Genomic DNA, 12544 nt, shown 5'->3' on the forward strand with positions numbered 1-12544 from the left:
CCCCGGGCGGGGGGGGGTGGTGGTGTGGCCGGGGGGGGCCCCCCCCGTCCCCCCCCGGTTGGGGGGGGTTGTGTGTCCCCCCCGGGCGGGGGCGCCCCCCCCCAACCCCCCCCCCCCCCCGGCGGGCCGGGCGGCCTCCGGGCGCTAGAGCGCCCTCCGGCCGCCCGGCCCGTGTGGTGTCGGTTGGGCTTTGTGCTTTTACCTACCCTTGGGGCTGATGCCCAGGGACATGCCGGCGAGGCCGCGGCTGCGGCCGGCGAGCTTGTCGGCGATGGTGCGCAGCTCCTTGGCGGCGCCCGCGTCCGGGTCGGACAGGACGAGCGGGGTGCCGTTGTCGCCGCCCTCGCGCAGGCGCGGGTCGATCTGCACCTGGCCGAGCAGCGGGACGCGGGTCCCGAGGGTCTTGGTCAGGGCGTCCGCGACGGTCTGGCCGCCGCCCTCGCCGAAGATGTGCTGCTGCTCGCCGCAGTGCGGGCACGCCAGGTAGGACATGTTCTCGATCACGCCGACGACCTGCTGGTGCGTCTGCGCGGCGATCGCGCCGGCCCGCTCGGCCACCTCGGCGGCGGCCTGCTGCGGGGTGGTGACGACGAGGATCTCCGCGGACGGCAGCAGCTGCGCGACGGAGATCGCGATGTCGCCGGTGCCGGGCGGCAGGTCCATCAGCAGGATGTCGAGGTCGCCCCAGTAGACGTCCGCGAGGAACTGCTGGAGCGCGCGGTGCAGCATCGGCCCGCGCCACACGACCGGCTGGTTCCCGGCGGTGAACATGCCGACCGAGATCACCTTCACGTCGTGCGCGGACGGCGGCATGATCATGTCTTCGACCTTGGTGGGCGGGGTGTCCACGCCCAGCATCCGCGGCACCGAGTGGCCGTAGATGTCGGCGTCCACGACGCCGACCTTGCGGCCCTGCGCGGCCAGCGCGGCGGCGAGGTTCACCGTCACCGACGACTTGCCGACGCCGCCCTTGCCGCTCGCGACCGCGTACACCTTGGTCAGCGAGTTCGGCTTGGCGAAGGGGATCTCCTTGGCGGGCTGCCCGCCGCGCAGCTTGGTCTGCAGGTCCTTGCGCTGCTCCTCGCTCATCACGTCCAGGTCGACCTGGACCGAGGTGACCCCGTCGAGACGGGAGACGGCCTCCGTGACGCGTTTGGTGATGGTGTCCTTCATCGGACATCCGGCCACGGTCAGGTAGACGCCGACGCGGACGGTGCCGTCCGCCTCGATGTCGACGCTCTTGACCATGTCGAGCTCGGTGATGGGCTTGTGGATCTCAGGATCGTTCACCGTGGCGAGAGCCTCGGTCACCCGCTCGGTCGTCAACTGGGAGGCCATGCGTCCATGGTATGAACCCCGGGCCCCGTTCCGTTAATCAGGGTGTCCGTCCTCACACGCCGGGTGCGTCTCCATCGCGCGGGGGCCTCACCGGCCGTAACATCGGTGCGGTGACCACCGGTACCCTCCCGGCCGACGAGCCGGCCGTCTGGCGGACCATGCTGCGGGCGCAGGCGCGGATCTCCCGCCGCCTGCAGGCCGACCTGCTGGCCCGCCACGGCCTCGCCCTCGCCTCCTACGACGTGCTGCTGCACCTCGGCGAGGCGCCGGACGGGCGGCTGCGGATGAACGACCTCGCCGACCGCGTGCTGCTGTCGCGCAGCGGCCTGACCCGGCTGGTCGACCGCATGCAGCGCGACGGGCTGGTGGTGCGGCAGTCCTGCGCCGACGACGCCCGCGGCCTGTACGCCGTCCTCACCGCCGCCGGGCGGGACCGGCTCGCCGACGCCACCCCCACCTACCGGCAGGGCGTCCGCGACTACCTGCTCAGCCGGCTGGACGAGCCCGACCTGCGCATCCTCGGGCACATCCTCGGCAAGCTCGCCGACGAGAAGGTCCCCGCCCGAGCGGCTAGCGGACGTTCTCCTTGGCGTCCATCTCCTTGAGGATCTGCTGGAGCTCCGAGCGCAGGAAGTCGCGGGTGACGACCTCGTTCAGCGCCACCCGCAGCCCCGCGATCTCCCGCGTCAGGTACTCGGTGTCGGCGATGCTGCGGTCGCCGCGGGCCCGGTCCGACTCGTACTGGACGCGGTCCCGGTCGTCCTGCCGGTTCTGGGCGAGCAGGATCAGCGGCGCCGCGTAGGACGCCTGCAGCGACAGCATCAGCGTCAGGAAGATGAACGGGTACGGGTCGAACTTCAGCGCGGACGGCGCGAGCAGGTTCCACCCGATCCACACGGTGACGAAGACGGTCATGTAGACGATGAACCGGGCCGTGCCGAGGAACCGCGCGATCCGCTCCGACAGCCGCCCGAACGACTCGGGGTCGTAGTGGATCCGCGGCAGCAGCGTCCGGCGCACCTCCCGCGGCTGGTCCAGGCGCCCGGTCATCGGCCGTGTCGTCATCATGTGGTCCCCCGGAGAGCCTCTTCCTCGGGGTCCGCGGACCCCTCGGCGACGGCGTCCATCACGGTCTCGCGCCAGTCCTCGGGCAGCAGGTGGTCGAGGACGTCGTCGATCGTCACCGCGCCGAGCAGATGCCCGTTCTCGTCCACGACGGCGCCGGCGACGAGGTTGTAGGTGGCCAGGAACATCGCGACGGCCTCCAGCGACATGGTGGGGCGCAGCGGGTCGAGCTCGGCGTCCACGATCCCGCTGACCAGCGTCGGCGGCGGCTCGCGCAGCAGCTTCTGGAAGTGCACGGTGCCGAGGTACTGGCCGGTCGGCGTCGCGGTCGGCGGCCGGCACACGTACACCTGCGCGGCCAGCGCCGGGTTCAGGTCGGGGCGGCGGATCAGCGCGAGCGCCTCGGCGACCGTCGCGTCCGGCGGGACGATCACCGGGTCGCTGGTCATCAGCCCGCCGGCCGACTCGTCGGGGTAGGTGAGCAGCCGCCGCACCGGCGCCGCGTCCTGCGGCTCCATCAGCGTCAGCAGCCGCTCCCGCTGCTCGGCGGGCAGCTCGCCGAGCAGGTCCGCCGCGTCGTCGGGCCCCATCGCCTCCAGCACGTCGGCGGCCCGGTCCACGCCGAGGTTGCCGAGGATCTCGACCTGGTCGTCCTCGGGCAGCTCCTCCAGGACGTCGGCGAGCCGCTCGTCGTCCAGCGCGACCGCGACCTCCGCGCGCCGCTTCGGCGACAGCTCGTGCACGATGTTGGCGAGGTCGGCGGGCTTCATCCGCTCGAACGCGGCGATCAGCCCGGCGGCGCCCTGCCCGTGCTCGACGGCGGAGAACCCCTCGACGGCGTCCCAGTCGACGATCAGGCTCTCCCCGCGCTTGCGGAGGCCGCGGCCGGTGCGGCGGCGGACGGCGACCTTCGCGATGAGCCAGTCCCGGGTGCGGGTGGGCTCCATCGCCACGTCCACCACGGAGACGGGCTCGCCGGTGTCGCAGAACCGGACGGTGCGGTCCAGCATCTCGGCGATGGCCAGCGTCTCCGACTCGCGCTTCTGGAAGCGGCGCATGTTCAGCCGCCCGTCGAAGATGATCGCGTCCGCCTCGATCACCGTCACCCGGGTGATCGGCAGGAACACGGTCCGCCGCGGCGCGACCTCCACGACAAGCCCGAGCACCCGCGGCGGCCGCGGCGCCAGCCGCAGCGCGACCACCACATCGCGGACCCGGCCGACCTGGTCCCCGGCCGGGTCGAACACCGCGATGCCCGCGAGCCGGGCGATGAACACCCGTGTCGGAGCCGCACTCATGGGCAGGACACTACCCATGATCTCCCGGTCGATCCGGACCCGGGACGCACACCGGATGCTTCCGGCGAGGAGTGTCACATCTCGGGCGCTCGCCCCGTCCTAGCTGGCGTGAAAGAGTTGACGATGATGAGCGACGCTTTCGAGGAGCACCGCAGCCTGCTGTTCGCGGTGGCGTACCGGATGCTGGGCACGGCGGCGGACGCCGAGGACGCCGTGCAGGACGCCTGGCTGCGCTGGTCCGCCGCGGACCGCTCCGGCGTGGCCGACCCGAAGGCCTACCTCGTCCGGATCACCACCAACGTGGCGCTGGACCGGCTCCGCTCGGCGCAGGCCCGGCGCGAGACCTATGTCGGCCCGTGGCTGCCGGAGCCGATGCTGACGTCCCCGGACGTCGCCGAGGACGCCGAGCTGGCGGAGTCGGTGTCGATGGCGATGCTGGTCGTCCTGGAGACGCTGAGCCCCCTCGAACGGGCCGTCTTCGTCCTCAAGGAGGTCTTCGGCTACCCGTACGCGGAGATCGCGCGGGCGCTGGACCGGTCGGAGGCGTCCGTGCGGCAGCTCGGGACCCGCGCCCGCAAGCACGTGCAGGCCCGGCGGCCGCGCTTCGAGGCCGGCGGCGCCGACCGGCGCGCCGTGACCGAGCGGTTCTTCGACGCGGTGCTCGGCGGCGACATCAACCGGTTCATGGAGGTCCTGGCCCCGGACGTCGCGCTGTGGTCGGACGGCGGCGGCAAGGTCCGCGCCCCGCGCCGGGTCATCTTCGGTGCGGAGAAGGTGGCCCGCTTCTTCAGCGCGGTGTCCCAGCAGACCTACCAGGGCGTCGAGCCGGCGGACATGCGGTTCGAGCGGGTCGAGCTCAACGGCGAGCCCGCGGTGGTCGTGTCCGGCCCGGCCGGCCCGATCAGCGCGTTCACCGCCGACGCCGACGCCGACGGCCGGATCCAGGCGATCCACCTGGTCGCCAACCCGGACAAGCTGCGCGCTCTCGCGGAGGGCCGCCGGCTCGAGATGTGAATCGGCGGCTCGAGAGGGAACCGGCGGTGGGCGTCCGCTAGCGGTCGACGCGCCGGCGCTTGCCGCCGACCATGCGCGGCGGCGTGCCGGCGGTCGTCGCCGGGGTCGGCACCGGCCGGACGGCCGCGTACTCCTCCGCCGCCGTCTCGACCTCCTCCACCGGGGTCAGCCGGACGATCCACGACTCGGCCGCCCACGTCTCCACCTGGCCCTCGTGGGTGCGGGCGTTCAGGCGCTCCTTGGCGAGGATCGGCGTCACGGCGTCCCACAGCTCGGTGCCGGGCTCGACGACCTCCGCGTCGGCGGTGAACGAGAGCAGCCGGCCGCCCTTGTCCTTGCTGCGCAGGATCACCGTGACCCGGTCGGCCTCCGGCAGGCCCGGCAGCGGCTGCTCGCCCTCGCCGCCGGTCAGCACGTAGGCGGAGCCGTCGTGCCACACGTGCCAGGCGGCCCGCGGCTGCGGCAGGCCCGGCAGGTCGAGCCACAGCAGCCCGGACTTCTTGGCCGCCTCCTCCACCAGCGCCCTGTTCAGACCCATGCCGGAAGGGTCTCACACCCGCTGGATAGCATCCGGGCCATGCGTTCACGCCGTACCACCCTCGCCGTCCCGGGCAGCAATCCCCGCTTCATCGAGAAGGCGCAGGGGCTGCCCGCCGACGAGATCTTCCTCGACCTGGAGGACGCCGTCGCGCCGTCCGCGAAGGAGGGCGCCCGCTCGACCGTCGTCGCCGCGCTCACCGGCGGCGACTGGTCCGGCAAGACCCGGGTGGTGCGCGTCAACGACCTCGACACCCCGTGGGCCTACCGGGACGTGATCGAGGTCGTCGAGGGCGCCGGCGCCCAGTTGGACGCGATCATGCTGCCGAAGGTGTCGGACGCGACCCACGTCCAGTGGCTCGACCGGCTGCTCACCCAGATCGAGCGGGCCACGGGCCTGCCGGTGGGCGGCATCGGCATCGAGGCGCAGATCGAGGACGCCCGCGGCCTGACGCACATCGACGCGATCGCCGCGTCCTCGCCGCGGCTGGAGACCCTCGTCCTCGGGCCGGGCGACCTCATGGCGTCCCTCAACATGAAGACGCTCGTGGTGGGGGAGCAGCCGCCCGGCTACACCGAGGGCGACGCCTACCACCACATCCTGATGCGCATCCTGATCGCCGCGCGCGCCCACGACCTGCAGGCCATCGACGGGCCCTACTTCAACGTCCGCGACGTGGACGCGTTCACGCGGGTCGCGCGGCGCTCGGCCGCGCTCGGCTTCGACGGCAAGTGGGTCCTGCACCCGTCCCAGATCGACGCCGGGAACGCGGTGTTCTCCCCGACCCAGGACGACTACGACCACGCCGAGCTGATCCTCGACGCCTACGACCACGCGCTGCGCGAGGGCCGGGGTGCCGCCCGGCTCGGCGACGAGATGATCGACGAGGCGTCCCGGAAGATGGCGCTCGTCATCGCCGCCAAGGGACGCGCCGCCGGGCTGGCCCGCACGAAGCGCTTCGACCCCGCGGGGAACTGAGGCCCCGTACGATTCGTCCCACGTACGCGAAGGTTAACGGGGAGGGGTCGAGCGTTGTCAGAACCTGGGGAGACCAACGGCTGGGCGCCCCCGGACCCAGCCACTCCCGCCCCCGAACCCGTCGCGCCCGCCGCACCGGAGCCGCCCCTCGCGGCGCCGCCTCCGCAGCAGGTGCAGCCCGCGCATCAGGCGTCGCCTCCGCAGCAGGCACAGCCTCCGCAGCAGGCACAGCCTCCGCAGCAGGTACGGCAGCAGCCGTATGAGGCCGGGGCCGCGCCGGGCTACGCGCCGGGCATGCCTTACTGGCCCGGGGCGCCCGCGCAGCCCGACGGCTGGGGCCAGGCGTACGGGACCGGCCAGTACCCGGCCCCGCAGTACGGGGCGTACGGGCCCGGCGCGTACTACGGGCCCGCGTACGGCATGCCGCCCGCCAAGCGGTCGTGGACGGTGGCCCTGCCGCCCGGCAGGCCCTACCACCAGGCCGCCCGGAACGAGGCGCACCGGTGGTGGCGCCCGCTGGTGGGCAGCATCGCGATCCTCGTGGTGGGGATGGTCGGCATGCTCGGGCTGATGGTCGCCGGGGCGGTCGTCCAGATGGCGGTCACCGGGGAGGCCCCCGACCCCGCCGCGGCCGACACCGACTCGATCTTCGGCAACACCACCGCCGACGTCGTGTTCAACCTGGCGGCGCTCGCCCTGTTCCTGCCCGTGGTCTTCGGGGCGGCGTGGCTGGTCCAGCGGCGGCGGCCCGGCACGCTGTCGTCGGTCGCGGGACGGCTGCGGTGGCGCTGGATGCTGGTGTGCTGCGGCCTGGCGATCGGCTTCTGCGTCGTGTCCTACGGGACGTCGATCGTGGCGGCGATCGCGATGGGCGACACGTCCGGCGGCGACGAGCACTGGGTCGGCTGGAGCGAGTTCCTGCTCCCGGCGGTCCTGATCGTCCTGCTGGTGCCGTTCCAGGCGGCGGCGGAGGAGTACGTGTTCCGCGGCTGGCTGCTCCAGGCCGTCGGCGCGTGCACGCTGGAGAACGCCAGGGGCCCGGTCGGGCGGGTGTTCAGCGCGGTGTTCCGCACCCCCTGGCCCGGCATCGTGCTCGGGTCGGCGCTCTTCACGGCCGGGCACGGCTACACGAGCTGGGGCGTCCTCGACATCTTCCTGTTCGGCGCGATCGCGGCGTGGATGACGGTGCGGACGGGCGGCCTGGAGTCCGGCATCGCCCTGCACGTGTTCAACAACCTGATGGCGTTCCTCCTCCCGGCGGCGGTCGGGAAGCTCGACATGGAGCAGGGCAGCGTGCCCTGGCAGGTCGTCCTGGCGGACGTCATCCCCATGGCGCTCTACGCGGCGGTGGTGGTCCTGCTGGCGCGGCGCATGCGGATGCAGAAGCGCACGGGTGACGACGAGGTCCCGACCACGGCGGAACCCGAGCCGCTGCCGGTGCCGTAGCGGTTCGTCCAGCCTCTTCTAGAGGACGCCCCACTCGGCCAGCGCGTCGAGCAGCCCCGGCGTGAGCGGAAGATCGGCGAGGTCGTCCGGACGCACCCAGGCCACGTCGTCGGCGTCGTCGCCCGCGCGGAGCGTCCCGCCCGTGACGGTGGCCGCGTAGTCGTGGATCTCGAAGACGACGCCCTCCGGCCCGGGGCGCTCGACCGTCCCGGCGAGGGCGCCCACGGCGACGTCCAGGCCGGTCTCCTCCTTCAGCTCCCGCGCGACCGCGGCCGGGTCGTCCTCGCCCGGCTCGACCCGCCCGCCCGGAACGGACCACAGGCCCGCGCCGGGCGGGCGCCCGCGCCGCACCAGCAGCAGCCGCCCGTCGCCGTCGCGCACGATCCCGCCCACGCACCGTGTTCTCATGGCTCCATTTTGTCCCCCCTTTTCCCGGTGGCGACCTGCGCCGACTTGACGGGGCGGGACGCGGCCGCGCAGTGTGGATATCCATGAGGGCGGAGCCCATGTGCCCGCGCTGCGCGGGTCCGCTGAGCGCGCCGGGCCTCTGGTCGAGCGACTGGAGCTGCGGCGTGCACGGCGCCGTGCTGCCGCGGCAGCCGTCCCGGCGCCCCGGCCCGGACGGGCTGGCCGCCGTGCTGCGCGACGCGCGGGTCCCGGTCTGGACGCCCTGGCCCCTTCCGCCGGCCTGGCTCGTCACGGGATTCGCCACGGTCGGCGACGACCGCTCGGGCGCGCGGGCGACGGCCGTCGCCGTGTCCGGGCCGGGGCTGCTGCGCGGCCCCGCCGACATGGTGCTGATCGCCGAGGAGCCCGGCATCGGGCTCGGCGCCCACTACGCGGGCCTGGAGGGCTCCGACCCCGGCGAGGCGTTCAACGGGGGTCCGCCGCACGTGAAGCTCGACGTCAGCGGCCCCGCCGCGACGTGCGGCCGGTCGGTCCCCATGTGGGCGGTCGGCGACCGGCCCGACCGGGCCGTCTACGTCGGAGAGGCGATGGGGAACTGGCTGTGGGCGGTGCTGTGGCCCGCCGACGCGGGCGTGCTGATGCTGGAGAGCCAGAACCTCCTCGACCTGCGCGAACCGGGCATGGAGATCGACCTGCCCTACGGCGCCTACAGCCCCCGGCTCGACGAGTGAGAGGGGCGGGCCGCTGATGCGGATCGACCTGCACTGCCACAGCGATGTTTCCGACGGCACCCGGCCGCCCGCCGAGGTCGTCCGGCGGGCGCGGGCGCGGGGACTGGACGTCGTCGCGCTGACCGACCACGACACCGTCGCCGGATGGGACGAGGCGGCCGCCGCCGCGCCGGACGGCCTGACGGTCGTCCCCGGCATCGAGCTGTCCTGCCAGGAGGGCGGCCGCAGCCTGCACCTGCTCGGCTACCTGTTCGACCCGGAGCACCCGGCGCTCGCCGCCGAGCTGGCCCGGATCCGCGACGACCGGGTGGTCAGGGCGCGGACCATGGTCGACCGGCTCCGCGACCTCGGCGTGGACGTCACCTGGGGCATGGTCCGGGCGCTCGCGCGCGGCGAGGCGGTCGGGCGCCCGCACATCGCGCGCGCCATGGTCGAGGCCGGCGCGATCAAGACGACCGACGAGGCGTTCACGGCGCGGTGGATCGCGCAGGGCGGCCGGGCCTACGCCGAGCGCTACGCGATGGACCCGGAGCGGGCGGTCGGGCTCGTCCGCGCCGCCGGGGGAGTGTGCGTGCTGGCGCACCCGCGCGCCCGCCGCCGCGGCTACGTGTTCGACGACGAGGTGATCGAGCGGCTCGCCGCCGCCGGGCTCGCCGGCGTCGAGACCGACCACCCCGACCACGTCCCGGAGGACCGCGCCCGGCTGCGCGCGCTGGCCGCCGCGCTGGACCTCGCCGCGACCGGGTCCGGCGACGACCACGGCGCGCTGACCGGCGACCGGCTCGGCGCGGAGACGACCGCCCCGGAGGCGTTCGAGCGGCTCGCCGCGGCCGCGTCCGGCGGTGATCTCCGTGTGCCGGAACGGGGCGGCGAAGCGCGGTAGGGTGCGTTGCGTGGACGCGCGCATCGAACAGGTGGTGACGTCGGGGAAGCTCACCCTGGACGACACCGAGTACGACGTCGATAACAACACCTACATCGTCGGCGACGACGACGAGGTCATCGTGATCGACCCGGCGAACGACGCCGAGGCCATCCTCAAGGAGGTCGGCGACCGCGAGGTCATGGCCGTCATCCTGACCGACGGCAACGAGCACCGCCTCAGCGTGGTGCTCGAGGTCGCCGCCGCCGGGGAGGAGGACGAGGACGACTGGGCCCCGATCGCGATGCACCGCGCCGACCGGCTGCTGTGGCGCGATTACTTCGGCCGCCTCGCCAAAGCGGAGGAGGACGAGGACGACGCCAAGGCGCTCCGCTCCCTCGAACCCGACATCTGGCTGGAGGACGGCGGCGTCTTCGAGATCGGCGAGGCGCAGCTGGAGATCGTGCACACCCCGGGCCACACGCCCGGCAGCGTCTGCGTGATCAGCGAGCAGCTCGGCGTGCTGTTCTCCGGCGACACCCTGCACCGCGGCCGGCCCGGCTCGATCGGCGGCGCCTACGAGGACCTGCGCAAGCAGCTCAACTCGATCGGCGCGCTGCTGACCCCGCTGCCGAAGGAGCTGAAGGTGCTGCCCGCGCAGGGCGAGGAGACCACCGTCGGCGACGAGGACGCCCGCTGGGAGACCTGGGGCTCGCTCGCCAACGAGTCCGACGACTGAGCGGCCGGGCATGGAGCAGCTGGGCTTCGACGGGATGCCCCAGCGGCTGTACACGTGCACGCCGTCGCGGTTGAACACCTGGCTGGACTGCCCGCGCCGGTACCGGATGACCTATCTGGACCGTCCGATGCCGCCGAAGGGCCCGCCGTGGGCGCACAACAGCGTCGGCGCGAGCGTGCACAACGCGCTGGCCGGCTGGTGGCGGCTGCCCGTTGAGGAGCGCACGCCCGAGGCCGCCGGGGCGCTGCTCGCCCGGGGCTGGCTGACGGACGGCTTCCGCGACGAGGCGCAGTCGGCGCAGTGGCGCGAGCGGGCCCGCGACATGACCGAGCGCTACGTCGCGGGGCTCGACCCGTCGGACGAGCCGGTCGGGGTGGAGCGCACGGTCGCCACGCGCACCGACCGCATCGCCGTCTCGGGCCGCATCGACCGCCTCGACGCGCGCGGCCCCGAGCTGGTCGTCGTCGACTACAAGACGGGCCGGCACGTGCTCACCGCCGACGACGCGCGCGGCTCCCTCGCCCTGGCGATCTACGCGGTGGCGGCGTCCCGCGTCCTGCGCCGCCCGTGCCGCCGCGTCGAGCTGCACCATCTGCCGTCCGGCGAGGTCGCGGTGTGGGAGCACACCGACGAGTCGCTGGCCCGGCACATCCGCCGCGCGGAGCAGATCGCGGCCGAGGCCGCCGCGGCCGACGAGGCGTACCGCAACCGCGTCCCGAAGCCCCGCCCGGGCGACCACGCGCCCTACGACGAGCTGTTCCCGCCGCGTCCGGGCAACCTGTGCTCGTGGTGCGACTTCGCCCGGCACTGCCCGGAGGGCCGGGAGGCCGCCCCGCGCAAGGAGCCGTGGGCGGCGCTCCCGGTCGACGTCGCCTAGGCCGAGGCGAGTTCCCGGTTTGGCCACCGGCGCGGGTCGCGGAGCCCGAACAGGCCCTTGCTGACGTCGTAGCCCTCGGCCGCGAGCCGCTGCCGGGCCCGTTCGAGCATGTCGCGGGTGTCCTTGGCGAACGCGTAGTCGTGCACCTTCTCCGGCACGGAGTTCATCGCGAGCCGGAACGATCTGAGCGCGGCGGTCACCGCGGGCTGCGGCACCTCGGGCAGCGCCCCGTACATCCGGCGCGCCCAGTCCGGCAGCGAGTAGTAGCAGAGCGCGCCGAACGGGAAGTAGCCGGGCTTGCCCGGCGCGAGGAACTTCAGGTTCTCCGGCATCGTCGGCCACATCAGGAACCGGACGGTCTCCGCCGCCTCCTCGGTGACCCGCAACCGCGGCCGCATCTCGGCGAAGAACGCCTCCATCTCGGCGACGCTGCCGGGAACGTCCTCGGCGTGCAGCCCGACCAGCGTCGCCGACGCGCGCTGCTCGTCGAGGTACCGGTCGGCCATGGCGCCGGTCAGCGGCAGCCCGGCCCGTCGCGCCACCTCCAGGTAGGAGTAGACCTCGGCGCAGTGCACCCACAGCAGGAGCTCGGGCTGGTCGAGCCGCTCCTTCTTGCCGGTGTCGTGGTTCAGGATGCGCAGGCTCCGGTGGATCTCCCGCACCCGGTACGCGGCCTTCTCGACCTCCTCCGGGCTGCCGAACGTGCCGAGCCCCACGAAGTCTGACGTCCGCTGGAGCCGCCCGAACGGGTCCTCACGGAAGGTGGAGTTCTGCCAGACGCCCCACATCGCCATGGGGTGCAGCGCCTGGAGCATGAGGCTCCGCACCCCGCCGACCCACATGGACCGGTCGAGGTGGACGCGCCAGGTGACGCTCTCGGGTGGCTGGACGGTCGCGGGCATTCACACACCTCCATGAGACAAACTCATGTAAGTGTGTCATTACCTCCCGGGCCCCGCGACACCGCCCCCCGCGCGGGCCGGGCCCGGCGGTGGGTCAGTGGACGCTCACCTCCTCGTTCTTGAGGTGGGTGCGGATCTCGTCCCGCAGTTCGGGCGTGTCGGTGTGCCCGTGCACCGAGACCGCGTGCTCGGTGGCGGCGCGGACGACCTCGTCCTCCTCGCCGCTGATGGTGAGCGTGCAGCCGGACTCGCTCGGCATCTCCCGGCAGTCGGCGACCTTGCGCATGGTTCCTCCCCGTCGGCCGGCGCCGCGGGAGAGCCCGGAGCGCCGGCGGGCCGTGGTCCCGC

15 protein-coding genes are annotated in these 12544 nt (G+C 73.7%); 8 read left to right on the plus strand and 7 right to left on the minus strand.

Annotated elements, in window-relative coordinates; all coding sequences use genetic code 11:
- Nucleotides 1–198: 198 nt before the first annotated feature.
- Nucleotides 199–1338: an Mrp/NBP35 family ATP-binding protein gene (locus tag ACGFI1_RS08840; RefSeq protein ID WP_138640656.1), complete on the minus strand. Its 1140-nt coding sequence runs from the start codon at nt 1336–1338 to the stop codon at nt 199–201.
- Nucleotides 1339–1448: 110 nt separating this feature from the next.
- Between ACGFI1_RS08840 and ACGFI1_RS08845 the strand changes: the two genes are divergently transcribed.
- Complete coding sequence (locus ACGFI1_RS08845; RefSeq protein ID WP_240808436.1) at nt 1449–1943, plus strand: MarR family winged helix-turn-helix transcriptional regulator; 495 nt, start codon at nt 1449–1451, stop codon at nt 1941–1943.
- On the opposite strand, the gene ACGFI1_RS08850 is transcribed toward ACGFI1_RS08845, so the two are convergent.
- Together ACGFI1_RS08850 and ACGFI1_RS08855 are read right to left on the minus strand one after the other, a co-directional pair.
- Nucleotides 1909–2388 (minus strand): DUF1003 domain-containing protein, encoded by a 480-nt coding sequence (locus ACGFI1_RS08850; protein ID WP_240808435.1) that lies wholly within the window; start codon nt 2386–2388, stop codon nt 1909–1911. The genes ACGFI1_RS08845 and ACGFI1_RS08850 overlap by 35 nt on opposite strands.
- A 14-nt stretch (nt 2389–2402) precedes the next feature.
- Nucleotides 2403–3701, minus strand: coding sequence for a magnesium transporter MgtE N-terminal domain-containing protein (locus tag ACGFI1_RS08855; RefSeq protein ID WP_138640654.1), 1299 nt, complete (start codon nt 3699–3701; stop codon nt 2403–2405).
- A gap of 123 nt (nt 3702–3824) precedes the next feature.
- Here ACGFI1_RS08855 and ACGFI1_RS08860 point away from each other — a divergent pair, with 123 nt between their 5' ends.
- Nucleotides 3825–4715: an RNA polymerase sigma-70 factor gene (locus ACGFI1_RS08860; protein ID WP_392784211.1), complete on the plus strand. Its 891-nt coding sequence runs from the start codon at nt 3825–3827 to the stop codon at nt 4713–4715.
- Between the two features lie 37 nt (nt 4716–4752).
- On the opposite strand, the gene ACGFI1_RS08865 is transcribed toward ACGFI1_RS08860, so the two are convergent.
- Nucleotides 4753–5253, minus strand: a complete 501-nt coding sequence (locus ACGFI1_RS08865) for a hypothetical protein (protein WP_301177406.1) — start codon at nt 5251–5253, stop codon at nt 4753–4755.
- 39 nt (nt 5254–5292) lie between these two features.
- On the opposite strand from ACGFI1_RS08865, the gene ACGFI1_RS08870 reads away from it, so the two are divergent.
- Entirely contained in the window at nt 5293–6231 is a 939-nt protein-coding gene (locus ACGFI1_RS08870) for an HpcH/HpaI aldolase/citrate lyase family protein (protein ID WP_171069371.1), read from the plus strand.
- Nucleotides 6232–6525: 294 nt separating this feature from the next.
- The gene (locus ACGFI1_RS08875) at nt 6526–7677 is read left to right on the plus strand and encodes a CPBP family intramembrane glutamic endopeptidase (RefSeq protein ID WP_392784213.1); all 1152 of its coding nucleotides are present in this window, start codon (nt 6526–6528) and stop codon (nt 7675–7677) included.
- Nucleotides 7678–7695: 18 nt separating this feature from the next.
- Here the strand turns inward: ACGFI1_RS08875 and ACGFI1_RS08880 are convergent, their stop codons facing one another.
- Nucleotides 7696–8085 (minus strand): NUDIX hydrolase, encoded by a 390-nt coding sequence (locus tag ACGFI1_RS08880; RefSeq protein WP_301177404.1) that lies wholly within the window; start codon nt 8083–8085, stop codon nt 7696–7698.
- An 83-nt stretch (nt 8086–8168) separates the two neighbouring features.
- On the opposite strand from ACGFI1_RS08880, the gene ACGFI1_RS08885 reads away from it, so the two are divergent.
- Genes ACGFI1_RS08885 through ACGFI1_RS08900 form a run of 4 tightly spaced genes read left to right on the plus strand, consistent with a single transcriptional unit; the run spans nt 8169 to nt 11294 of the window.
- The gene (locus ACGFI1_RS08885; protein ID WP_392784215.1) at nt 8169–8816 is read left to right on the plus strand and encodes a DUF6758 family protein; all 648 of its coding nucleotides are present in this window, start codon (nt 8169–8171) and stop codon (nt 8814–8816) included.
- A 16-nt stretch (nt 8817–8832) separates the two neighbouring features.
- Nucleotides 8833–9699: a PHP domain-containing protein gene (locus ACGFI1_RS08890; protein ID WP_392784217.1), complete on the plus strand. Its 867-nt coding sequence runs from the start codon at nt 8833–8835 to the stop codon at nt 9697–9699.
- A gap of 10 nt (nt 9700–9709) precedes the next feature.
- The gene (locus ACGFI1_RS08895; RefSeq protein ID WP_138639767.1) at nt 9710–10417 is read left to right on the plus strand and encodes an MBL fold metallo-hydrolase; all 708 of its coding nucleotides are present in this window, start codon (nt 9710–9712) and stop codon (nt 10415–10417) included.
- 10 nt (nt 10418–10427) lie between these two features.
- Nucleotides 10428–11294, plus strand: a complete 867-nt coding sequence (locus ACGFI1_RS08900; protein WP_138639768.1) for a RecB family exonuclease — start codon at nt 10428–10430, stop codon at nt 11292–11294.
- Here the strand turns inward: ACGFI1_RS08900 and ACGFI1_RS08905 are convergent.
- Entirely contained in the window at nt 11291–12196 is a 906-nt protein-coding gene (locus tag ACGFI1_RS08905; RefSeq protein ID WP_138639769.1) for an oxygenase MpaB family protein, read from the minus strand. The genes ACGFI1_RS08900 and ACGFI1_RS08905 overlap by 4 nt on opposite strands.
- Before the next feature lie 94 nt (nt 12197–12290).
- The gene (locus ACGFI1_RS08910; protein ID WP_138639770.1) at nt 12291–12482 is read right to left on the minus strand and encodes a DUF1059 domain-containing protein; all 192 of its coding nucleotides are present in this window, start codon (nt 12480–12482) and stop codon (nt 12291–12293) included.
- Nucleotides 12483–12544: the final 62 nt, after the last annotated feature.

The sequence above is a fragment of the Actinomadura geliboluensis genome (assembly GCF_043197915.1).
Taxonomy (GTDB): Bacteria; Actinomycetota; Actinomycetes; order Streptosporangiales; family Streptosporangiaceae; genus Spirillospora; species Spirillospora geliboluensis.